20 protein-coding genes are annotated in these 24,931 nt (G+C 44.0%); 3 read left to right on the top strand and 17 right to left on the bottom strand.

Annotation, left to right across the window (positions count from 1 at the left end):
• Window positions 1–48: 48 nt before the first annotated feature.
• The 17 genes from lpxC to D104_RS24890 form a co-directional block, all read right to left on the bottom strand.
• Entirely contained in the window at window positions 49–966 is a 918-nt protein-coding gene (lpxC, locus tag D104_RS24810; protein ID WP_024023346.1) for a UDP-3-O-acyl-N-acetylglucosamine deacetylase, read from the bottom strand.
• A gap of 106 nt (window positions 967–1,072) precedes the next feature.
• Entirely contained in the window at window positions 1,073–2,302 is a 1,230-nt protein-coding gene (ftsZ, locus tag D104_RS24815) for a cell division protein FtsZ (protein ID WP_024023347.1), read from the bottom strand.
• A 39-nt stretch (window positions 2,303–2,341) separates the two neighbouring features.
• Window positions 2,342–3,613: a cell division protein FtsA gene (gene ftsA / locus D104_RS24820; protein ID WP_024023348.1), complete on the bottom strand. Its 1,272-nt coding sequence runs from the start codon at window positions 3,611–3,613 to the stop codon at window positions 2,342–2,344.
• Between the two features lie 76 nt (window positions 3,614–3,689).
• On the bottom strand, window positions 3,690–4,364 hold the full coding sequence (locus D104_RS24825) for a cell division protein FtsQ/DivIB (protein ID WP_235075904.1): 675 nt from the start codon (window positions 4,362–4,364) through the stop codon (window positions 3,690–3,692).
• Between the two features lie 18 nt (window positions 4,365–4,382).
• Window positions 4,383–5,327 carry a D-alanine--D-alanine ligase gene (locus tag D104_RS24830; protein ID WP_024023350.1) on the bottom strand — a complete coding sequence of 315 codons (945 nt, stop codon included), beginning with the start codon at window positions 5,325–5,327 and terminating at the stop codon, window positions 4,383–4,385.
• A gap of 1 nt (window position 5,328) precedes the next feature.
• Window positions 5,329–6,750 carry a UDP-N-acetylmuramate--L-alanine ligase gene (murC, locus tag D104_RS24835; protein WP_024023351.1) on the bottom strand — a complete coding sequence of 474 codons (1,422 nt, stop codon included), beginning with the start codon at window positions 6,748–6,750 and terminating at the stop codon, window positions 5,329–5,331.
• The gene (murG, locus tag D104_RS24840; RefSeq protein ID WP_024023352.1) at window positions 6,747–7,820 is read right to left on the bottom strand and encodes an undecaprenyldiphospho-muramoylpentapeptide beta-N-acetylglucosaminyltransferase; all 1,074 of its coding nucleotides are present in this window, start codon (window positions 7,818–7,820) and stop codon (window positions 6,747–6,749) included. Before murG ends, murC begins: the two co-directional genes overlap by 4 nt.
• Window positions 7,817–9,010 (bottom strand): putative lipid II flippase FtsW, encoded by a 1,194-nt coding sequence (ftsW, locus tag D104_RS24845; protein ID WP_024023353.1) that lies wholly within the window; start codon window positions 9,008–9,010, stop codon window positions 7,817–7,819. Before ftsW ends, murG begins: the two co-directional genes overlap by 4 nt.
• Window positions 9,007–10,356, bottom strand: coding sequence for a UDP-N-acetylmuramoyl-L-alanine--D-glutamate ligase (murD, locus tag D104_RS24850; RefSeq protein ID WP_024023354.1), 1,350 nt, complete (start codon window positions 10,354–10,356; stop codon window positions 9,007–9,009). The genes ftsW and murD overlap by 4 nt, the downstream gene beginning before the upstream one ends.
• Window positions 10,357–10,365: 9 nt before the next feature.
• A complete protein-coding gene (mraY, locus tag D104_RS24855) occupies window positions 10,366–11,448 on the bottom strand; it encodes a phospho-N-acetylmuramoyl-pentapeptide-transferase (RefSeq protein ID WP_024023355.1) in 1,083 nt (360 codons plus the stop codon).
• Window positions 11,449–11,462: 14 nt separating this feature from the next.
• On the bottom strand, window positions 11,463–12,809 hold the full coding sequence (locus tag D104_RS24860; RefSeq protein WP_024023356.1) for a UDP-N-acetylmuramoyl-tripeptide--D-alanyl-D-alanine ligase: 1,347 nt from the start codon (window positions 12,807–12,809) through the stop codon (window positions 11,463–11,465).
• On the bottom strand, window positions 12,799–14,265 hold the full coding sequence (locus D104_RS24865; protein WP_024023357.1) for a UDP-N-acetylmuramoyl-L-alanyl-D-glutamate--2,6-diaminopimelate ligase: 1,467 nt from the start codon (window positions 14,263–14,265) through the stop codon (window positions 12,799–12,801). Before D104_RS24865 ends, D104_RS24860 begins: the two co-directional genes overlap by 11 nt.
• Window positions 14,266–16,029: a peptidoglycan D,D-transpeptidase FtsI family protein gene (locus D104_RS24870; RefSeq protein ID WP_024023358.1), complete on the bottom strand. Its 1,764-nt coding sequence runs from the start codon at window positions 16,027–16,029 to the stop codon at window positions 14,266–14,268. It lies immediately after the preceding gene.
• Window positions 16,026–16,304: a cell division protein FtsL gene (ftsL, locus tag D104_RS24875; RefSeq protein WP_024023359.1), complete on the bottom strand. Its 279-nt coding sequence runs from the start codon at window positions 16,302–16,304 to the stop codon at window positions 16,026–16,028. The genes D104_RS24870 and ftsL overlap by 4 nt, the downstream gene beginning before the upstream one ends.
• Entirely contained in the window at window positions 16,297–17,235 is a 939-nt protein-coding gene (gene rsmH / locus D104_RS24880) for a 16S rRNA (cytosine(1402)-N(4))-methyltransferase RsmH (RefSeq protein ID WP_024023360.1), read from the bottom strand. The genes ftsL and rsmH overlap by 8 nt, the downstream gene beginning before the upstream one ends.
• Window positions 17,232–17,687: a division/cell wall cluster transcriptional repressor MraZ gene (gene mraZ / locus D104_RS24885; protein WP_031214612.1), complete on the bottom strand. Its 456-nt coding sequence runs from the start codon at window positions 17,685–17,687 to the stop codon at window positions 17,232–17,234. Before mraZ ends, rsmH begins: the two co-directional genes overlap by 4 nt.
• A 1,003-nt stretch (window positions 17,688–18,690) precedes the next feature.
• Complete coding sequence (locus D104_RS24890; protein ID WP_024023362.1) at window positions 18,691–19,428, bottom strand: hypothetical protein; 738 nt, start codon at window positions 19,426–19,428, stop codon at window positions 18,691–18,693.
• Window positions 19,429–21,166: 1,738 nt separating this feature from the next.
• Between D104_RS24890 and D104_RS24895 the strand changes: the two genes are divergently transcribed.
• From D104_RS24895 to D104_RS24900, 3 genes are all read left to right on the top strand, one after another.
• Window positions 21,167–21,739, top strand: coding sequence for a recombinase family protein (locus tag D104_RS24895; protein WP_024023364.1), 573 nt, complete (start codon window positions 21,167–21,169; stop codon window positions 21,737–21,739).
• Between the two features lie 1,030 nt (window positions 21,740–22,769).
• Window positions 22,770–23,249, top strand: coding sequence for an RNase H family protein (locus tag D104_RS36960; RefSeq protein ID WP_024023365.1), 480 nt, complete (start codon window positions 22,770–22,772; stop codon window positions 23,247–23,249).
• A 340-nt stretch (window positions 23,250–23,589) separates the two neighbouring features.
• Complete coding sequence (locus tag D104_RS24900) at window positions 23,590–24,924, top strand: hypothetical protein (protein ID WP_024023366.1); 1,335 nt, start codon at window positions 23,590–23,592, stop codon at window positions 24,922–24,924.
• Window positions 24,925–24,931 lie beyond the last annotated feature (7 nt).

Raw genomic sequence — 24,931 nt, forward strand, 5'->3', positions numbered from 1 at the left:
AGACATATAGTCTGGTTTTTTAAAATGCGATCAAGAATTAATCACTCGCTATGCACCAACAAAAGCCGGTTCAACATAGGATATCGGAGTAGTTTGCGCTTCATCTTCGTAAACAACATATTCCCAAGCATCTTGATGCTCAAGCAAAGCCAATAGAAGCTTATTATTCAGCGCATGGCCTGACTTAAAGGCTTTATATTCGCCAATCAGACTATGTCCAAGAAGATAAAGATCACCAATAGCATCCAATACTTTATGACGCACCAACTCATCTCGGTAGCGCAGACCTTCGTCATTAAGAACACGATAGTCATCTAAAACGATGGCATTTTCCATGTTCGCACCACGAGCAAGGTTGTTATTCTTAAAGTATTCAAGATCCTTCATAAAACCAAATGTTCTTGCGCGACTGATTTCTTTTACGAATGTTGTCGTAGAAAAATCAAACGAAGTACTTTGAACATCTTCACCAATCGCTGGATGCTGAAAGTCTATAGTGAAAGACAAACGAAAGCCTGAATGCGGCTCAAGGGAAGCAAATTTATCACCCTCATCCACGCGAATTGGCTTTTTAACACGAATGAATTTTTTCGGCGCATTTTGAGCTTCCAAACCAGCGGACTGAAGAAGAAAAACAAAAGGACTAGCACTTCCATCCATCAATGGAATCTCACTAGCACTTACTTCTACATAAGCATTATCCACACCCAAACCAGCCATTGCTGACAACAAATGTTCTACAGTACTAACCTTCACATCACCCTGACATAAAGCCGTTGCAAAATTTGTTGACCCTACTGCTCGCGCATCACCATGAATCTCTACAGCTGGATTCAAGTCCGTACGAACAAATACAATACCTGTGTTTACAGGTGCAGGTTTTAGTGTCAAATACACTTTCTCGCCAGAGTGTAAACCCACTCCAGTTGCTCGAATAATGTTTTTTAGTGTGTGTTGGCGTACCATTTTATTCCTACAATTTTATGACTGGATACTAATCTTTACAAAATAGTATCAATTACACATTTTTTATACAATCCAACATACTGATGTTGCATGGTTTTTGCTCAAATTAATCAGCTTGACGACGCAAAAAAGCCGGAATGTCCAAATACGATAATTTATCGCCACTTGAAATTGATGCAGAATCCGCAGATTCATTTTTCTCTTCCAAGTTTTTCTCAACCACTTCAGCCTTTACGCTTTGCGAAGGCTTCGACATAGACGGAGCAACAGTCATGCTAGACTCATTACTTTCAATAACTTGCTCTACCTTTGCCATAACCGGTTGAGAGACAACAGACTCACCTACAGCAGACTTCATTTCAACTGCAGATCGACCCTCTAAACCAGTTGCAACCACCGTAACTCGCATTTCATCCCCTACACTAGGGTCAATTGCACAACCAATCACGACGGTAGCATCTTCCGATGCATATTCTTCAATAATGCCACCAACCTCAGTAAATTCAGACAAACCAACTTCTTCATTGGCCGTAATATTCACAAGTACGCCACGCGCACCCTTAAGGTTGATGTCTTCTAGTAAAGGATTATGAATGGCCGCTTCTGCAGCCACCCTCGCTCTATCTTCACCAGATGCAGACCCCGTACCCATCATCGCCATACCCATTTCAGACATAACCGTTCTTACATCTGCAAAATCGACGTTAATTAGACCAGGGCGCATAATAAGGTCTGTAATACCTTGAACCGCATTAAACAAAACGTTATTTGCTTCGCCAAATGCCTTTAATAATGAAATATTTTTACCTAGTACAGGTAACAAGCGCTCATTAGGAACGGTAATTAATGAATCAACGTTTTCACGCAACTCCCTAACACCTTCTTCAGCTACTCTAGCTCGACGACGCCCTTCAAATGGAAAAGGTTTAGTAACAACCGCTACCGTCAAAATACCCAATTCACGCGCCACTTTAGCGATGACTGGTGCAGCTCCTGTCCCCGTTCCACCACCCATACCTGCGGTGATAAATACCATGTCAGCACCAGTGAGTAACTGCGTGATTTTTTCTTGATCTTCTAAAGCAGAATCACGCCCAACTTCTGGGTTCGCCCCTGCACCTAAACCTTTGGTTATAGTTGAACCAAGCTGTAAAGATACCCCCGTTTCAAACCCTATAAGGGCTTTAGAGTCCGTGTTGGCACAAATAAACTCAACACCTTCCAAACGGTTCTCAAGCATATGACGGACAGCGTTACCGCCACCTCCGCCAACACCGATAACTTTAATTACAGCATTATCTGATAAATTATCTTCGGCTAGATCAAAGACATTCATGGGCTTATCGCTCCTCAATAAATTCACAATCAATTCTGACTAGATATAACTTTGAAACCAGTGCTTTAACTTCTGCCACGCCTTCGTTGCACTGAAGGATGGCCCGATTTCTTTAGGAGCCAGAACTGATGTTTCTCGTTTAGTTTGCGTCTTAGACATCATCCGTTTCGAGATTTCGGTTACTTCAGCCTCTTTACTACCATAAACCAATAATCCAACACTTGTTGAATATATAGGGTTATCGACAATGTCTGACATTCCTTTAGTACAATCTGGTAAAGATAATCGAATTGGCATCTGAAAAACCTTCTCAGCCAACTCCGCCGCACCTTCCATAAGTGACGTCCCCCCAGTAATCACGATACCTGCAGGGATACGCTCCGCATATCCACTACGCCTTAACTCATCCAGAATTAAGTTGTAAATTTCCTCATACCTTGCCTCAACAACCTCTGTCAAAGCATGACGAGTAATCGATCTTGGTTGACGATCACCCACACTTGGAACCTGTAAAACCTGATCGGCAGATGCCATTGAAGACATAGCACAAGCGTATTTCACTTTAATTTCTTCAGCATGCTGAGTCGGTGTTCGCAAAGCCATTGAAATATCATTGGTAACTTGATCTCCAGCAACAGGAACCACTGCAGTATGATGTAACGCACCGTCAATCCATACCGCAATATCAGATGTTCCCGCACCAATATCAACCAAGCAAACACCTAAATCCTTCTCATCATCACTCAACGATGACTCACTAGAAGCCAATTGAGATAAAATGACGCCATCTACACCCAAACCACAGCGTTTAATACATTTCTCAACATTCATCACGGCATTCACTGCGCCAGAAATCAAATGAACATTGGCCTCAAGGCGAACACCTGACATACCAAGAGGATCTTTAATACCTTCCTGTGAGTCTATGTGATACTCCTGAGGCAATATGTGAAGTACACGCTGATCTGAGGAAATTGGAACGGCTTGCGCAGCATCAATAACTCGATCAATATCTTCTCGCTGAACTTCACCATTTTTTACAGCGACAATTCCGTGAGAATTCAAGCTTCGAATGTGACTACCAGCAACACTGACATAGACAGAATGTATATTACAGCCCGCCATTAATTCAGCTTCTTCTACAGCGCGCTGAATCGACTGAACCGTTGATTCAATATTTATTACAACACCACGCTTCATCCCTTTTGAGCTATGAGAGCCTATACCGACAATTTCCAAACTACCGTCGGCCAGCACTTCGCCAACCAAACAGATAACTTTCGATGTGCCTACATCCAAACCGACTATCATTTTACCTTCCCGGCATTACGTGTTGTTATGACATAACCTCAAACTTCTGTTTAAAAAAGCAACAAACAGGCCAATATCAATTATTTTTTTTCCAACCAACCGCCACCCCATGTGGGTAGCGCGCATCGACTGATGTTATTTGATCTATTCTACCCGATAAATCACTTTTATACACCGCTATAAAGCGTTGTAATCGTTCTAAAATTTCCTCTCTACCAAGCTTAACCTTAACGCCGTTGGTAAAAATAATACTCCAAGCACCTCGGGGCTCTAATGTAAGGGTAGAAACACGCAAGGAAGTAGAAGCAAGCACCTGACTCACCAGTCCAAATTGCTCAAGAACAACATCGCTTGAATCATCAGGACCGTACAGTCTTGTAAGCGGCAATTTAGGAAGCTTTCGCGGCGCAATAACTTCCGCCGAAGTGGATATTATTTGCCGATCTCCCCAGTATGCAAGAGGGGAATATTCATGAACAAGTACCTGCAACGTATTTGGCCATACTTTACGAATTTCTGCACTAGCTACCCATTCCGATGACAAAACCACAGCCAGTGCATCAGACAAAGAAACACTCAAAAGGCTCTGACCAAGCAATACAGAAAAATCCGACCTCAACTCTTCTTCCGTTGCATACTGTAAATCACCTTCAATTTCGATTTTTTGAATTGCAAACCAAGTATCAGGCGAATCATTCCCTTGAAAGGTAGCAACTAATATCAATAAAATTGCCCCAATCAGTGCAGCCATTCTCATAAATCAATCACGCTATTTTTTATTCCAAGCATTTTGAGCGATTTTTTCGACAAGTGAGGCATAATCAATCCCAACATACTTCGCCGCCATAGGAACCAAGCTGTGCGTCGTCATTCCAGGTGCCGTATTCACTTCCAACACCCAAAACACATCATTCTGATCACGCATCACATCAACCCGCCCCCAGCCTGAGCAGCCTAATGATCTATAGGCGTCCAACGAAAGCATCAACAGTTCATTCTCGTCATCTTCATTCAAACCACAAGGAAGAAGGTATTCCGTATCATCCGCGATATACTTTGCCTCATAATCATAAAGCTTATGATCTGGCGCTGGTTTCAAACCAATCGCAGGAAACGCCACGCCATCAATAATCGTGATCGTAAATTCAGGGCCATTAACAAACTCTTCAACCAAAATGTCAGAATCGTACTCAAGCGCACTTAAAAGCGCCGCTTCAAGCTCAGATCGGTTAGTGACTTTATTGATTCCAATTGTGGAACCCTCTCGCGAAGGTTTCACAATCATCGGATAAAGCATTTGCTCCTCAATAACATCCGCATCCACATGACCAACGAAAGACAAATACGCTGGCGTCGGTATGCCGATCCCTTTCCAAAAGCGCTTCGTCAATACTTTATCCATTGCGAAACCACAAGCCAAAGGGGAGCTACCTGTATAAGGCTTGCCCATCATTTCAAGCAGCGCTTGGACACTACCATCTTCCCCTTCACCGCCATGTAGCGCTATAAAAGCAAGGTCGAACTCAATTGACTGCAGCTGAACAATAGGATCTAACACAGCACCAACGCCATACAGGTCAAGCTCTACAACTTGATAACCTTTCGAGCGTAGACCTTCAGCGACTAACGGACCACTTTGCATAGATACGTCACGCTCAGCAGAACGACCGCCGAAAATCACCGCTATTACAGATTCTTTTAATGCTTTAGACATATCAAATCCCACTCGCAGATAGATTTTTAGACACCATGCCGATATCACCCGCGCCTTGTGTAATCAATAAATCACCTTCGCGCAAAACATTACTCAAAATAGAACGCAAGTCCGCTTCGCTCCCAACATGAATTGGATCAACATTACCGCGCTGACGAATACTGCCACACAAAGAACGGCTGTCTGCGCCATTAATAACGGTTTCGCCTGCCGCATAGACATCCAATAACAATAAGACATCTACTTGAGACAACACTCTCACAAAGTCTTCATACAAATCACGAGTTCTGGTATAACGATGTGGCTGATACACCATCACCAATCTCTTCTCTGGCCAGCCAGCGCGAATGGCCTTTATCGTAGCTAACACTTCACTTGGGTGGTGACCATAATCATCAATAAACATAACCTCTGAACCAGAAGGCAATGCAAGCGGTTTTTGCTCCTGGAAACGACGCCCAACCCCTTCAAACCCCATAAGACCTGCCTGAATCGCTGTCGCCGCAACCCCCAAATCCGTCGCTACAGCAATAGTAGAAAGCGCATTAAGCACGTTATGAAGACCCGGCATTGGTAACCGAATTTTCAATGGTTCGCCCTCTGGTCGATGTGCCAGAAACTCACAGTGGCGACCTGTTTGCACTATATCCGTTGCGTAAAAGTCCGCCTCATGCTCAATACCATAGGTTAAAACAGGACGACTTAACGACGGCAAAATTTCACGAACATTAGCATCATCAACACACATCACAGCCAAACCATAAAAAGGCAAATTGTGAACAAACTCAACAAAGGTATGTTTCACCTTTTCAAAATCACCACCATATGTATCCATATGATCTTCATCGATATTCGTCACAATGACAGTTTGCGGCTGCAAATGCAGAAATGACGCATCGCTTTCATCGGCCTCAGCAACTAAGTAAGCACTGCTACCCAATTGAGCATTCGCGCCAGCACTGGTTAAACGACCTCCAATAACAAAAGTTGGCGCCTCACCAGTAGCCGCCAATATCGATGCCATCAAACTTGTCGTCGTTGTTTTACCATGCGTTCCAGCGACAGCAATACCATGTCGGTAACGCATAAGCTCAGCAAGCATTTCTGCTCTGCGTACAATCGGGATACGATGCTCTTTACCCCAAATAATTTCTGGATTTTCTTCGTTAATGGCAGTCGAAACCACAATCACATGTGCGTCATACACATTTTCTTCCAAATGCCCCAAATAAATCTTAATTCCCAGCCCCTCCAAACGCTCTACCGTGGAAGAAGAATTAAGATCGGAGCCAGACACTTGATAACCTTGGTTATGCAGCACCTCTGCGATACCGCACATTCCTACACCACCAATACCTATAAAGTGGATATTTTGAATGCGACGCATGGTAGGAATGTCATACTGAACTTTATTATCTATCATGATTTTATTAACCTTAAACAACGTGCAACCACATCCTGCGTTGCATTAGGATGAGCAACAAGCTTCGCCTGCTCTCCCATTTTCAATAGTTTCTCTTTGTTTTCCACAAACTCAGACAACAAAGAAATAATTTTTTCATATGTTAATTGCGTTTGAGGCAACAAATACGCGGCCCCAACTTTTTCTAAATAACGGGCATTTTCTGTTTGATGATCATCAATAGCATGCGGATAAGGCACTAAAATTGACGGTAAACCAGCAACCGCCAGTTCACTTACCGTCATGGCTCCAGCACGACACAAAACAACATCAGCCCAATAGTAAGCCTGATCCATATTATCAAGATACGCCTCGACACGAGCCTCTACGCTTACCGCTTTATATTGTTCGGACACCGATTCAATATTACGTAATCCAGTCTGATGCCAAACATCCAACCGTTGCGTAGAAGGCCAATTAGCGAGAACTTCAGGGATAACATCATTTATGGCCTTCGCCCCTAAGCTTCCACCCACAACCAGCAAGCGGAAAGGTCGAACCGAACTATTTCTAGGGGGTCGAACCTGCTGCTCAAGAATATCACTTCGAATCGGATTCCCTACAGTAATGCCATTGACCAACGCCCCGTCAAAAGCCTGCAACTTTAAATTCGCCACTTTTGAAAGCAATTTATTCGTTGTACCAGCGATGGCATTTTGCTCATGAATCACCAAGGGAATACCCAACAATCTTGCGGCCACACCACCCGGCCCTGCAACGAAGCCCCCCATACCCAAAACAACATCCGGTTTCACTTTTTGCAACGTCGCCACAGCTTGACCAATCGCGTGTAAAATTCTAAAAGGCGCCAAGAGCAAACCAAGCCCCCCCTTCCCTCTGACACCTTTAATGGAAAGGGAATGCAACGAAATATCATGATCAGGCACAAGCCGCTCTTCCATCCCGCCCTTCGAGCCCAACCATTGAACATCCACGCCTTTATCTTTAAAGCTTTGAGCACAAGCCAACGCGGGATAAATATGCCCACCCGTTCCTCCAGCCATTATGATGACTTTCCTTACATCACTCATGCTTTACTCTCTTTGAATTCACCCGATCCGCTCTCACCATGGCCATTTACGATTCGCCTATTTTCAACGTCAACACGCGCAATAATAAATAAGCTGCCCAATGTAATAATCAAACTACTGCCACCATAACTGATTAAAGGAAGCGTCAAACCTTTAGTTGGCAAAAAACCGGTATTCACGCCTATATTGATGATAACTTGCGCCAAAATAAGAATGGAAAAGCCAAAACACATATAGGCTGCAAATGGACGCGACAACGCCATGGCGTTATGACCAATTTTAAAAGCTCGCCCTACCATCAATGCAAACAAAATAATCAGAAACAAACCACCGAGCATGCCCGTCTCTTCAACCCAGATAGAAAAAACAAAGTCCGTATGAGCTTCAGGCAAATACGACAACTTCTGAACACTATTACCCAGCCCCAAGCCAAACCACTCACCTCGACCATAAGCGATAAGAGCCTGACTCAACTGATACCCCTCATTAAAAGGGTCTGCCCAGGGGTCAATAAAGTTCATCAATCGCTTCAGTCGATAACTTTCTGAAACAGCCACAACGCCCAACATAGAAACAGCAGCAACCATCAGAAGCAGAAACTGATACAAAGGCGCACCGCCCAAAAACAACAACACCATTACAGTGCCAAGCAATACCACAGACGCACCAAAATCTGGTTCAAACAACAAAAACAAAAGAAAAATACTACAAAGACAAAGAGGCAATACAAAGCCTACCCAGCCCTCCCTAACTCGATCCGCCCTGCGTACCAAATAACCAGAAACATACACAACCATACAGACTTTGGCGACTTCCGACGCCTGCAGATTAAACACCACCAAATTGATCCAGCGACGGCTGCCATTGACGCTTTTACCAATACCTGGAACCAACACAAGTATGAGTAAAATTAACGACAACCCCATCATCAGAATGCCCCATTTTTGTAGCTGACTCGTCGGCAGAGACAGCAACAAAAAACCAAAACTAAGACCTAGTACAAGATAAAAACCCTGACGCCCCATGAAAAAATATGGATGCCCATGAATACTTTCTGAAATAGAAATTGACGCGCTCGACACCATCACCAACCCAAGCGCCAAAATAGAAACAACAGAGGCTACAAAAACATGATCAATCTGAGACATTTCACGCAGAGAGACTCGATCAAACAGTTTTAGCCAAGTCATAACGCATTTACCAAACGAGCAAAATGCGCGCCACGCTCTTCATAGTTTTTGTACATATCTAAACTGGCACAAGCGGGAGAAAACAAAACGATATCCCCATCTTTCGCCTCTTGCTCTGCATTCGATACAATCTGATCCAAAGTATCAAACCGCTTCACACTCACATTCGACGGCAGCACTTCAGCAATACGATCAGCGTCTTTACCAAACAAATAAACCACTTTTACGAAGTCCAATACCGGCTTGGTCAACCCACTAAAATCGGCACCTTTCCCTTCGCCGCCCGCGATCAAAAGAATATTCTTTTTGACGACGGAACCAAGACCCTGTAATGCAGCCAGAGTGGCTCCCACATTGGTCCCTTTTGAGTCGTTAATGTACGTGACATCATGTAGCGATCGAACCGTCTCGCAACGATGTGGCAACCCACCAAAGTCCTTTAGCACACCAGCCACCGCATCAGACTTAATGTCTAAGCCGAGTAACTCAAGCATCGCCAAGGACGCCAAAACGTTGGCGTGATTATGTGATCCTTTAAGTGCAATCTGAGACGTATGGTAAAGCCGCTCAACACCACGACACAGCCATGAACCATCCACGTCTTTGAGTATGCCAAATTCTTTTAAGTCTGGGCTTTTGGTTGTAAATGCACGAACGGGGGTTGATTCCGCTAATAGCGGCGCCGTCAGAATATCCTGTTTATTACAAACAGCGGCCTTACAACCACGATAGACTTTTTGCTTAACACGTTGATATTCATAAAGATCTTCATATCGATCCATATGATCTTCAGAAACATTCAGAAGACAAGCGAGATCCGCTTGCAATGCATGAGTGGTTTCGAGCTGAAAGCTGGACAGCTCAAGCACATAATAATCTGTTCCGGGAGAAAGGAGATCCAATGCAGGCAAGCCAAGATTACCACCCGCTTTCGCATTTTTACCACATGCTTCGATCAGTAAAGCAACCAGCGTCGTGACGGTGCTTTTTGCATTGGAGCCAGTAATAGCAACAAAAGGGGCATCAACATAATCGCGAAATAAGTCAATATCCCCTCGCATTAACACGCCACGCGCCGCCAATCCAACCAACACGGGCGTGCGCAACGCAATACCTGGACTAACGTACAACTCAGTCACACCAAGCGTTTCTAGCGCGGCCAAATCACCCGTGAATATACGATTTTCAGGGCAATATTGCTTTGCCTGCTCCAAACCCGGTGGGTTTTCACGAGAATCCACCACATAAAAATCAATATTTTTACTGGCTAAAAAGCGTACACAAGACAAGCCTGTCGCCCCCAAGCCCACAACGGCTCTAACCCGATCTGACCCGATCAACGACATGCAAAACTCCTAACGTACTTTTAAGGTGGCGAAGCCTACTAAAACAAGACAAACAGTAATAATCCAAAAACGAACAATCACCTTTGGCTCAGCCCAGCCCTTTAATTCAAAGTGATGATGAATCGGTGCCATTCTAAATATTCTTCGCTTGGTCAGCTTGTAAGAAGCAACCTGCAAAATAACAGACACGGTTTCCATCACAAAAACACCGCCCATAATGAAAAGCACCAATTCTTGACGAACAATAACAGCGATCGTTCCTAATGCCGCACCGAGCGCCAAAGAACCAACATCACCCATAAAAATTTGTGCTGGGTATGTGTTGAACCACAAAAAACCCAAGCCCGCGCCGGCCAATGCTGCACAGAAAACAAGCAGTTCACCAGACCCATGCACATAAGGAATCAACAAATAATCCGCAAAGCGAATATTTCCTGTCAAATACGCAAACACACCTAACGCGCCACCCACCAATACCGTCGGCAAAATGGCCAAGCCATCTAGACCGTCCGTTAAATTAACCGCATTACTGGTACCAACAATCACGAAATACGTCAGTACGATAAAGAAAGCGCCCAACGGAATGGCTAGATCTTTAAACAGCGGGATAAGCAATGCCGTTTCTGCAGGCGTGCTTGCGGTATAATACAAATAAAATGCGGCGGCTAAGCCAAAGATACTTTGCCAGAAATATTTCCATCGTGCGGGCAGACCGCGTGGGTTCTTTTCGACGACTTTTCTATAATCATCCACCCAACCCACAATACCGAACGCCAACATCACCAACAAAACCACCCAGACATATTGATTTCGTAAATCCCCCCACAAAAGGGTACTGACAGAAATTGAAAATATAATCAGCGCACCACCCATTGTTGGCGTTCCGGCTTTTGCTAAATGTGTTTGCGGCCCATCACTACGCACCGCTTGGCCAATCTGTAGACGCTGCAACAAACGAATCACTTTATTACCAATCAAAAGCGATATTGCCAACGCGGTAAGAACCCCCAAAATGGCACGAAGTGACAGGTAATTGAATACAGTGAAAAATGTATGGTATTTGCTTAAATAAGCCGTTAACAGAAGTAACATTGGTAAGGTGTATCCTAATTATTTAATGCTTCAATGACATTTTCCATTTTAGCGGATCGAGAACCCTTCACTAAAATGGCATGCTTTTTATCAAGTGGACGAACGACGGTCGCCGCTTCTTCATGGGTATCACATATTATCGCGTTACCACCTTCAGCCCTGAAGGCAAAACCAGCCATAGCCGCAATAGGCCCAACACAAATCAAACAGGATATGCCTTTATTCTTCGCATATAACCCTAATCCTCGATGAATCTCATCACGTTGATCTCCGAGCTCACCCAACGCCCCCAAAACCAACCAGGTTTCTTCGGCAGACTGTATTGCTAAAACATCAATTGCCGCCTCAACAGACGTTGGGCTGGCATTGTAACAATCATTAATTAATAGAGCTCCATTTTTTGTCCGAAGACGCTCCAATCGCCCAGAAACATGCACTGGCGTCGCCAACTTACTCACCGCAACCCGAAACTCCACTCCTAAGGCCAACATAGCCAACACAACCGCCATACCATTGGCTATTTGATGCTTGCCCGCCCCCGCAATCAGCACAGGTAAAGCCTCGTCACAAAAATGAAAAATGGCCTTACTGCTTTCCGCTTCCAACTCAACATTTGAAGCACGAAGATCCGCCTGCGAAGAAAAACCAAACGAATACATTTGCCTACCTTTCGCCAACGAACACCAATAATCAAAATAAGCGTCGTCCGAATTAAGAATCAGTGTCGCATCTAACGCTGCACCAGAAATGAGCTCGCCCTTTTCTTTTGCAATACCTTCAAGACTGCCCAACCCCTCGAAATGACTTCCACTGGCGTTAGTCAAAATAACAACATCAGGTACTGCGATCTTAGCAAGCAACGCTATTTCACCAGAAAAACTGGTTCCCGCTTCAATCACTGCGACATCGTGATGTCCATTCAACTCAAGAAGCGTTTGCGGTAATCCTATTTGATTATTCAAATTAGCGTGTGTTTTTAACACATTTTTATCCACTAAAGACTGAGCCAACCAATCCTTTACGGTTGTTTTACCATTACTGCCGGTAATACATACAACAGGACCATGAAAAGCCGCCCGAACCAAGTTCGCAATCGCCCCATAAGCCAACCTCGTATCGACCACTTTCACATAAGACGGCAGATCAAGATCTCTATCAGTCACAACCGCCACTGCACCAGCTTTTATCGCATTCAGTGCATAGTCATGACCATCAAAGCGCTCGCCTTTGAGCGCGACAAAGACACAGCCTTCAGATATTTTTCGTGTATCCGTCACGACCGAGCTAACCACTTGATCAACACCAATTAATTCACCACCGCAAGCCTGTGCAATATCAGAAAGGGTAAGATTAATTAACATAAGCTTTGACTGCCTTTAGTGCTTCTTCTTTATCATCAAAATGATGCTTTACACCTTGTATATCTTGGTAGGATTCATGCCCTTTACCCGCAATCAAAATGACATCATTCACACCAGCCGACAACACGGCCTGCTGAATAGCAACGCGGCGATCTGGCTCAAAACTAAAAGACGCTTCATCATTCGTTTCAGAGAGAGCATCTTTAAAAATCTGCTCGATAGACTCCGTTCGCGGGTTGTCGGATGTCAACCAAACATAATCTGCATTTTGCATCGCCGCCGCCATCATTAATGGGCGCTTTCCGCGATCTCTATCACCACCGCATCCAAACACACAAATCAACCGACCTGCCGAATGCTCTTTCAATGCCTGCAAAGCCACATGAAGAGCTTCTGAAGTATGCGCATAATCCACAACAACAAGCGGCGCATTAGGCTCTTGCACTTTATCCATTCGCCCAGGCGCACCTTGCAAAAAAGATAACCCCTTTATTAAAGCAGCTTTATCCGAAGAAATATGCCAAAGACTCGCCAAGGCAGCGAGGGCATTTTGAATATTAAAGCGCCCAAGCAAAGGCAAAAATACAGCCTCCTCCCCTTCAGGATGACAGACAATAAATCGACAGCCTGCTGGCTCCAGCGTCAAACTTTTAACGTGGAAATCAGCGAGAGAATCCCCCTCACTGTAATAAACACAGTTCGCATGCTTTGCTACTTTCGCCATAAAACGTGCGTATTGATCATCCAAACAAAATACCGCATTAGAAACACTTTCAAACGCAAATAATTGCTGCTTTGCAAGCGCATACGATTCCATATCACCATGGTAATCAAGGTGGTCGCGAGAAAGATTTGAAAACACCGCCGTCTGAAAAGGAACCCCATCAATACGACCTTGATCCAATGCATGTGAAGAAGCCTCAAAAGCAACAAGCTCGACCCCCTCACCTGCCATCTTCATCAGCGTTCGATGCAAAGACAGTACATCAGGCGTCGTTTGTTTTGCCTCTGCCAAGTCATTCAAAGGCCCTATCCCAAACGTCCCAACCAAACCACTACGCAACCCAATCGCTTCAGCCAATTGCGCAATGTAATAACAGATGGACGATTTACCATTCGTACCTGTCACAGCAACAATGTGTTTTGGCATGCGGCCAAAATAGCCATGCAAACATGCCACTAGCAGTGCCGATGGGTTAGCAACAGAAATAAGCGTTATATCATCACGCTTCAAACCCAATCCAGCGGGCACAACAGCGACCTTACAACCCAGTGAAACAACACCATCGAGGTAATCCCAACCATTTGTTGCGACACCAGGCAACGCAAAGAAAACACAACTTCCGTCAGCCTTTCTACTGTCTGTTTCCACATGGGTATAAATAGCAGAATGCGGATTACCCTCTAAAGAATAACCCGCTAAATTAAGTAATTGTTGATGTGTCAATTGAGCCATTTAGCCACCCTGCACCACTTGATAAGGCACTTTCTTGGTTTCTAATCGAACCTCTCTAAGCCCTTCCGGTAAATCAGGGTAAATATTCAATGTTGTCAACGCACCTTCCATCACACGAGAAAAAACCGGGGCAGCTACTTCGCCGCCATAATATTCACGCCCTTTTGGGTCGTTAATCATCACGACCATAGCCAATCTGGGATTAGACGCGGGAGCAACACCCGCAAACAAGGCAATGTATTGATCGTATTCATAACCTTTCGAACCAACCTTGTGAACCGTTCCGGTTTTTCCAGCCACTCGATAACCAGGAATTTGCGCCGCCTTACCAGAACCACGCAGAACAACACTCTCCATCATCTTCACAACGTCTTTCGCCACTTTTTGAGGAATGACTTGCTTACCGTCAGCAGGCACATCTTGCTTAAAGATGGTAACAGGAACTCGATACCCGCCATTAGCCAATGTCATATAAGCCTGCGCCAACTGCAATGTCGACACAGACAAACCATAGCCATACGATAGCGTTGCAATTTCAGATGGGTGCCACTTTGGGTGAGAGGGTAAAACACCAGAGGCTTCACCAGGGAAACCGATCCCCACTGGCGAACCAATACCAAGCTCATAATCCATATTCCAAATAGCGTCCTGTGGAAGTGACAACGCAATTTTCGACGCGCCGACGTTGCTGGATTTGATCAATAGTTTTTCGAAATCAATAACGCCATAATTTGCCGCATCCCGTATAGTGAAGCGACCAAAACGCAAATAACCAGGCGATGTATTGATCGTCGTTTCTGTTGTGTATTGCCCAGACATGAGCGCGGCAGAAATAGTAAAAGGCTTCATCGTCGAGCCCGGCTCAAACAAGTCAATGACTGCACGATTACGTAGCTCTTCGTATTCCAATTTCGACCGATCATTTGGGTTATAAGACGGCTGGTTAACCATGGCCAAAATTTCACCGGTCTTCACATCTAAGATAACCGCAGACGCAGAAGTCGCACGATGCTCAGTAACCGCCGCTTTCAACTCACGGTAGGCCAAATACTGCAATCTAAGATCAATACTCAGTTCAATATTTTCACCTGGGTGCTCAGCCTCTTCGACACCAACACCACGAATAATATTACCGGTAAGATCCTTTACATAGCTGCGGCGACCTGGCTGACCTTCTAACGCTTTATCATACGCCAGTTCAATCCCTTCCTGCCCCTTGTCGTCAATATTGGTAAAGCCGACAACATGCGACGCCACTTCGGCCGCGGGGTAGAAACGTTTATACTCTTTGGTTTTACTCACACCAACAACATTCGCCGCCATAATGGCATCCGCTTCATGAGGAGGAATTTGGCGCCTTAAATACATGAAAGAGCGAGTTTTATTGGTCTCAAATTTTTCTTGAAGCCAAGCTCGACCCACACCCATCACTTCCGCGAGGCGCTTGATTTCTTGTTCTGGGCCAACTTTTAAAGATGGGTCACTTTGCATTTTCCATAATGCTTTGGGATTAGCGATAATGGTCCACGTTGGCGTACTAACCGCTAATGGTTCACCACGGCGATCTAGAATCATTCCTCGTGTGGCAGGAATAGCTTCCGTCCTTACCGCCCGGATTTCACCCTGATTCTGTAAAAATGCCTTATCTACGACCGTTAAATAAAACAGTCGGCCAGCCGCGACAAGAAATAACAGCAAAGCAATGCCGTACACAAATCTAAAGCGCCATTTTCCTGGGGTGTGGACACTATTTTCAATATTCATGGCTTCACTATTATTAATTCATCCTGAGAAGGTGAGTGCATTTTTAAATCCCTAATTGCCGCTTGCTCTAAGCGACCAGGCTGAGTGAGTGCGCTTTGCTCTAAAAGCAACTGCCCCCACTTCACCTCATAAGCCACTTCGTCTTGCTTCAACGTTTGAAGGTAAGAGAAGTCATTTCTAAAATCGTAGACCTGAATAACGACCGCAATCGACACCGCCGCCAGCACTAAAACACCGGCAGTAAATTTCAATGGTGAAAAGTTCACCTTAATCACTTACTCGCTCCAGAACGCGCAATACAGCACTACGAGACCGAACATTCTCACTCACTTCTAATTGAGATGGTTTGATCGCTTTTCCGATAGTCTTAAATTTAATATCAAGATGCGCATTACGAATTGGCAAATGTCTTGGCAACTCTGGCCCTTTTGCTTTTAACTTCATGAAGCGCTTAACAATTCGATCTTCTAAAGAGTGAAAACTGATAACCGCCAGTCGACCACCAACTTTCAAAGCATCTGCCGCCGCATCAAGACCCACTTCCAAATCGCCCAACTCGTTGTTGATATGAATCCGAATCCCTTGAAAAGCCCGCGTCGCAGGGTTTTTTCCTTTTTCCCAAGCAGGGTTTGCCTCTGCAACAATTTTTGAAAGCTGAAGCGTCGTTAAAATTGGCGTGTGTGAACGGTACTCACAAATGGCTTTTGCAATACGACGAGAGAATCGCTCTTCACCATATTGATACATCACATCCGCCATATCCTTTTCACTCACTGTAGCAACCCACTGAGCGGCGCTAATGCCTTTATCCGGATTCATTCTCATATCCAGAGGGCCATCGTTCATGAAGCTAAAACCTCGTTCAGCATCATCAATCTGAGGCGACGACACACCCAAATCCATCATTACGCCATCAACTTTACCCACGCCAAACACGTCTAAAATATGCTCAGCCATGTTCGCAAAGCTGTCTTGAACAATCGAAAATCGTGTATCTTCTTTTTGCAATAGCTCGCCGTGACGTATCGCAACAGGGTCTTTATCAAAACCGAGTAATCGACCATTTTCCAATCGATTTAAAACCAAACGGGTATGCCCACCGCGACCAAAAGTACCGTCTACATAAAGACCATCTTTATTGGTCACTAGCATATCGACGGACTCATCGAGCATGACGCTTATGTGTTCTGCCATCGTCTTTGTCATAAGGAAATATCCATCATGGTTTCAGTTTGTAAGTCCTCAAGCGCATCTTGGGACAAATAATCTTCGCGTTGTGCTTCCCACTCCTCTTGGCTCCAAATTTCTAATTTTTTACCCTGGCCGAGGATGGTCAATTTTTTATCTAGCCGAGCAAATTCTCGAAGCGGAGCAGGCAATAAGATTCGACCCGCTTTATCTACTTCTAAATCAGTCGCGTGACCGACCAACAAACGCTGAAGACGTCTAGCCTGCGGCTGGAAGGTGGGTAATTTGTCTAATTTTTGCTGAATCAATTCCCATTCAGATAAGGGGTACAACAGCAAACATCGCGAAACAGGATCGATCGTGACAACAACCCCATCTTCATCGTATTGAGCAAGATCATCGCGCAAGCGTGCAGGGAGCGACATTCGCCCCTTCACATCTACGCTGACTTGATGAATCCCTCTAAACACGCCCATACCCACTTATCGACACTTTATCCCACAATTTAACACTTTTTTCCTAAAATAGTAAAAAAATATTAATGAAAGATGAAAATCTTAAAAAACAGATACAAAAAAACCGCTAAGTTAAGCGGCTATTAGAAAAACAACATAGAAAAAACAAAAAGAACAATGCGATAAAATATTAGGGAGAGAAAAACTCAGAAAAGCACAATAACGATGAGGGTGCACATTAGGCGCCAAGGAGGAGAAAAAAATGCAAGTTGGCCGATAAGCCGGGTTCTGTCGTGAACAGTCATTCATCTAATACGTACATCACTGCACGTCTTTAGCAACCTACCCGAACTCAGCGCGGGTCACGCCAAAGAGTTCCTATTTGGTCTTGCTTCAAGTGGGGTTTACCTTGCCACGAACTGTTACCAGTCGCGCGGTTTATCTCAGGGTTTGACCTCATCTTGACCTGACAAAAAGCCAGTATCACCGAGTTACGACTAAGTGCAGTCGTTGAGTGATTGTACCAAAAGTTGTACCAAGTTCGAACAACTAAAACCCAAAAGCCGACCCTAGAAGGAAACACTTCATCTAAGACCACCAGCCACATTAAGATTTACGCTAAAAAAGCCTAGTTTTACGACGAAAAGAGACAAAAGTAAGCACTTAGAGTCGGCAGAAACGCTACTTTATGGAGATTTGTACAAAAAGCAGGCAACGCTACGCGAAAAGTAAAGCGGTTATGGCTAACGAGTCCCTCAGATTTCACGTAGCGACGCGTATTAATGACTATATAGGAGCGTACCGAAGGAGGCATTTAGATAAGTTAAGTACTGATTGAAGTGCTAAGCATTAAGAATGTCTGTAAAAACATTCGCGCTTTTGACGTACAAAGACTGTACGTAGCCATTGCCACACCAATCGCAACAATGCATCTCACTAGGGGCAAGCCAAAAAATGGTGAAAATCTGTCGACGTTTTAGAATTTGGCAGACAGCCACTTCCCCCCACCCAGTCATGGTCATTTTACAAGATGCATCAGTCTAAGCAGCTCGACTCGAATATCAGTGTAGGTGAAAGTCAAGTTATCGTGCATACGCACAAGCGCATCCATGACATTTTGCCCCTCAATCAATCCCGACTGGCATGCTGCAGCTTTCCTAAACACTAAGTCACACGTTCCAAGTTCCTTCGAGGAGCGCCTGTAGGACATATCGTTTTGCAAATGCGAAGGCAGAGTAAGGCGTATTGGCGAGCGATGCTTAATAACATTAGCTAACTCATGCAGTAACTCATACTCCTTGTTAATGAATTGCGCGTCAGATGTTTTACCACGAAACCTCTTAATTAACGCCCTAAGTCGACTGAACTCATGGCCGTCAGCTAACGCACTGAAGTCCGCGTAATACTCCTTCCAACTATAAGAACTAAGGTCACCATTTTTGGACTTCATTGAAAATCCACGGGAATCCAAACACACCGCAACGCCGTACGGCACACCCTCCATGAGTGAATGCAGGCTAAAAATAAAACTGACTACCTCTGCATCCATCGCCACTGAGCTGCCCCAACACAGCTCTCGACGCTTGTTACATGCAAACGCGCGAAACCTATCAAAGTGATAAACTAAAGCTTCGAGATGCCACAACGTATCGCCTATGTACTCTCTGGCTTCCTCTGGGTTATTTAGAATGCCGAAGACCCCAGCCGCCTCTAGCTCCTCTACTTCAAGTTTCGGATAAATATTTCTTCCTTCCATTCTGCATATATCCTTAATACATAGGAAACGACAATGAACGCACCAGCACCAACACGCATAGCTACGTTAATTCTAAAGCATCTGGCACTGAGCACCGTGAACACCTCATTAGGGCATGCTCATATGACACAGAGAGAACATATCTCATAAGAGTTAACTTAGTCTCAAAAAAGACACTATCATCTAAATACCTTGACCCTAATGAGACGCAATGAATAGCTCTCAGGTATTATCTCTAGCTGTTGCCAGCCGTATTTACGCAGTGGCTTAACTTCATCTTTACCTGACAAAAGCTAGTATCAACAAGTTACGAATAAGGTCAGCCTTTCCGTGATTTTTAACTAGTACGAACACCTAAAACCCAAAAGCCAAAAGCCAAAAGCCAAAAGCCAAAAGCCAAAAGCCAAAAGCCAACGTTAGAAGAAAACACTTCACCTAAGACCAACAACAAAGTATGCGCTAAAAAGACCTACTTTTAAGACGATAAGAGAAGAAAGGCAACGCAACGCAACGCGAAAAGTAAGCCTATTAGGACCAGCGACCGCGAGCCCTCAGGTTTCACGTAGCTGCGTAAGCACCACACACTCACAACAACGAGACATTTACCACTTAACCAATAAACCCACACAAAGCCATTAATGCTAGATAACTTGGTTGCTTTACCCCCCCCTAAAACAACCAAAACAGAACATTATTTGTACGTTTTTTACACTATCAGCGTGTAATTTTAGTTTACAAACTTATTTAGGAGTGCCATTATAGATATATAAATAAATCAAATTTCCAATCTACACGCTGTGAAGCGTCCTCCTAAAGTTAATTTGTAATATTACGAATAAGCTAATAAAGCACCTAATACGATTCAGCCCACTATTAAATTAGTTAGGCAAACTACGGTAGTGAGAACAAACATCTTCCCACTGTCCGTAACGGTAACGTCTGTATTTACAGACACGCACTGTTTTACGTTTTGACATACGATTACCCTCCTATGTCTAAGATTAAGACCGCTCACAAGCATTGAGCCGTAAACTCAAATACTAAGTGACAGAACGGTCTGTTAAGTGGTGCCACACCACACCTAATACGATTCAGCCCACTATTAAATTACTGTTGACACATGTTAATTTATATATATAATTCGCCCCACTGTTTCTTTGATATAAAATATTACAATCATGCCCGTAATAAAAAAACGAACCTTAGCTTCAATTAAATCATAGCGAATAGTAAATGTCAATAGACTTGGCACAAGTATTGCTATTTTAATTCACAAAAATCAAAACACCTCTGTTTTAATTGCTTAATAGACGCCTTCAAGCACCCCACACAACCTAAGAAATAAAGCACTTAAGTGCCATTAATTGTCAAAGGCTGAAACACCAACACCATAAACCTAAAGCAAACAGTCTCCATAACAACCCCCTAATTAAGGTCGCATCTGCAACTGCCCTCCCCTCAGGCAAACATAAAGCATCAAATAATTTCAAAAAAATCTATACCCACTCAATTGAATAAGCTGAATTGAAATCCCCCCCATAGGGTACGTCAACGCATGACTTAAACGGCAGACGAACACCCAAAGCCTATATGAATTAGAAGACATAGAAACACTTGGTAATTGGCACTAAAATCTAATCTCCATAACGTGCATGGCATTAAATTACTTTACATATGTTTCGTTCACCCATTATCATACCTGCACGTTTATCTTAACTTTCATGCATAGGGAGAACTCATGGGGCAACTAATAGGCTTCGCTAGAGTATCAACACAAGGCCAAGACCTTGACGGACAGCTAGAGGCACTTAAAGCAGCAGGCTGCACAAAGATTTTCCATGGCAAGAACTCAGGCGCTAAAGAAGCAAACAAGGTCAGGCTAGAGGAAATGATTAACTACATTCGTGAAGGTGACGTTGTACTGGTCACAAAGCTCGACAGGCTGGGACGTAGTCTTCGCATGATACTTGAAGCACTTGACTCCATTGAAGACAAAAAGGCCGCTGTTCGCTCTCTAGACGGTGCCATAGACACTTCCAATCAAAGCCCTACCGCCAAGGCACAGCAGGCGTTAATAGGTGTTTTCGCTCAGTTAGAGCGTGATTTAATAGTCAATAGAACCAGTGAAGGACGTGAAGCAGCACTACGTAAGGGCGTACAGTTCGGACGTAAACATAAGCTCAGCGCCGAACTTAAGGCCGACATAAAAGTGCGCCATAAGAACGGTGAAAGCGTTAGAGCGTTAGCCGCTAAGTATGACGTAAGTAGACCAACAATAGACAGGATAATAAAAGACAGTAACAAACACTAGACGCTGGTCACTTACTAGTAAGTGGTGGTGGCTTGCTATGTGAATCCGAGTGGGTAAAAGTGCCACGCCCTTCTCCACTTTTCGTGTAGGCGATAAGTAAGCATTACTGGTTTATTTACACTAAGTAAAGGGTGGTCGGATAGTTCACCTGTACTATCCGACCACCCAGCGCTGGCGATAGAGGCTGCTCCTATCGAAGATGGTGTACTACTTGACGAAACAACTTCCGTATCTTGAACAAGCCTCCAAAGTAGGCATAGTTCGGGCATAGACAAAGCCAATTGAAGCTATCAGACATAGGACCCCCCTTCACTCCAGCTCAATCTATAGAGCTTGACGAGGAACACGAAGAACCAAAACTCATGAAGATATAGACATACGCGCAGCTAAGAAAGCTAAAGAACTAAGCACGCAAATGTCACTACGAGACATAACACTCGAAATGGACTTACATCACAAGACGGTGTCACGTCTTTTAAACCTAGAAACCGAAGAGTGTTTCCTTTAGCCAGCTGGCGAATCGAAACACCCAGCGTCAATCATTGATTCTACTCCTATCGTAGAAGAAGATAATGACCTTAAAGAAGTAACAGCAGTCAATCCATTCGAAGCCATAAGCAAGACCCTAAGAACACTCGAAGAAGGACTTACAAAAGGAACAGAGGAACAGTCAAAGCAAATTATTCTGCACCCCCACCTTCCCAGCACTCAGAACCAAGATACTATCTTTTGACCAAATAGCTAAAACAGCATTTCTATGATTGCTTTTATCGCCACGAGACAAGAAAGAAAGCCTTACACCAGATGGGTGCGCGGATAATTTACCTAAAGAATCCGCGCACCCAAGAAGAACAGAGTCATAGCACGAATCCCCAACACGAAAAACCGAAAATCTGACACCCCACACCCTAGGGAAGAAAGGCGTAAGATAAGTCTTCTATATGCCTTACCTGCTGTTTTACTCATCATCCCTCATATTTTGATTACCCACACCTTAGAACAACCAACCAACTTAAGGAGTACATCAAATATGACAAAATCAAACCAATCACCTATCAAAGCAATCATTCGTGGGACCTGCAACAACCAAACCCAGATTGGCACATGGAGCGCCATCATTGAAGACGACACAAAGTACTTAGAAATAGCAAATAGACACCGCCAAACAACAAATATAGAGATGGAGCTTGTAGCTTCACTAAAGGTATTACAGAGTCTTGAAAAATATTCAGGGCGGTCTATATCAATCGTGACCACAAGTGATTATCTAATCAATGGCGTAACTGAATGGTTCACAAAATGGCAATCAAAGGGATGGCGTAACGCGAGTAACAAGCCCGTCACCCACAAAGACAAATGGCAGGAACTCAAGAAGCTATCAGACAAGCTCAACATACAGTGGTGCAAGCTAAGTAAAGACGAAGAGACCAAGGCTCAATACAATTTGATATGTATATCAGATGAAGCCTTAAACAGTGGTCATGCAAAGAACATTATTCAAAAGCAATGACACCTAACTTTATAGCCTAAGACTAGATAACAGTAGGACTTAGTGAGATGACTTAGTCTATTTATATTCATATATATTTATTCATAACCAAGCTTATTACACAGCGTCTTACTTAGAGCATTACATGGCGTATTACTTATAGTCCCCCCTATACTCATTAACTAGTCACTTAGAGATTTCCAATCTTACCTATCGAAGTTCATCGACTTTACCAACAGTAACGCCTAGTGAGATGACTTAGTCTATGTATATTCATATATTTATTCATAACTAAGCGTCTTGCTGAGCGCCTTACTCATAGCCCCCCATACTCATTAACTAGTCACTTAGAGATTTCCACATGACCCCTACCCCAAACAACCTTCAACTAAACCATCAATGGACATCAGCCCTTGCTAATCCACTAGCTGAAAGCTCATCAGATATATTCACCTTCACGCCAAACCATACAATCGGCCTAGATGGCAACCCCGTAACAACTCTCTTTAAGGAGCTTTTCCCAGACACAACAAATAGAAACGCCAAAGCAACCAGACAAGCCTTACAGACCCTCATACTATGCCTTTGTCAGTCCATAGAGCATATGCGTCCACCAACAACAGGCTTTACACACAGCCGAACCAATACGCGCACCAAGCTTGCAGAGCGCTATAAAACCAACAACTACAACGCTGAAATATTTACTCGTGTACTTGATAGGATGGGAGAGGCTGGCTTTGTAACACAGCATATGGGCTTTCGCGGAAAAGGCCACAGCAAAGGCCTAGCAACACTTTTTGTCCCCACCAATTTATTTTGCAAGTGGATTCATGAGCACAGAGCGGCACTCTCACCAACTCAGTTCATGGAATATAGAGAACTAGTCATACTAAAGGACACCAATAAACGGCTCAAAGAGTACTCTGAATCAGACTTCATTGAAGCAATGCGTCGACGCATTAGAGAGGGTAACAAGCTCAGACAACAGCACAGGTGGCGTTACATTCCATTAGATAAAACTTATTGGCATGCCTCTATCAATACCCGCAAAGCAAAAAGAGAATATTGTCATTACGTCGAAGGTCTCAACCCATTCAAAGAGCTTAATAGAGAAGACCTTGAATGCGTTCGTATCTTTAGCGAAGACTTTAAGTCTGCGGGACGCTTCTTCTGCTCAGCACAAAACCTAAGTAAGCATGAGCGCGCCACACTAACAATTGACGACAGGCCGACAGTAGAGATAGATCTAAAGAGCCTACATCCAAGGCTACTGTATAATCTAAATGGCCTTGAAGCGCCTGAGGACTGCTATGCTGCCGACACAATAGAACAACGCAGACTGAACAAAAGAATTAGCATGTTTGTATTAAATTGTGCATCTCACAATGAAGCTCGCAAGGCCTTAATGTCAGACCAGATAATATCTTCTCAGAAGGCACAGGAAGCGATAGAAGCCTTTATAAGTCGCCATAAACCTATCGCCAACAACTTCTTCAAAAGAGCGTGGACTGAATTACAGCACGTTGAGAGCCGAATAACTGACAGCGCCCTCGCACAGTGCCATATCAGGGATATTCCAGTCTTACCAGTGCATGACAGCTACATTGTCGAAACCAAACACGCTTTCAAAATGATGGATATAATCATATCAACATACAAGAAAATCACAGGGTTCAACCCCGTTGTAGCATTTTGATATCAGC

Source organism: Marinomonas profundimaris (assembly GCF_000508165.1).
Classification (GTDB): Bacteria; Pseudomonadota; Gammaproteobacteria; order Pseudomonadales; family Marinomonadaceae; genus Marinomonas; species Marinomonas profundimaris.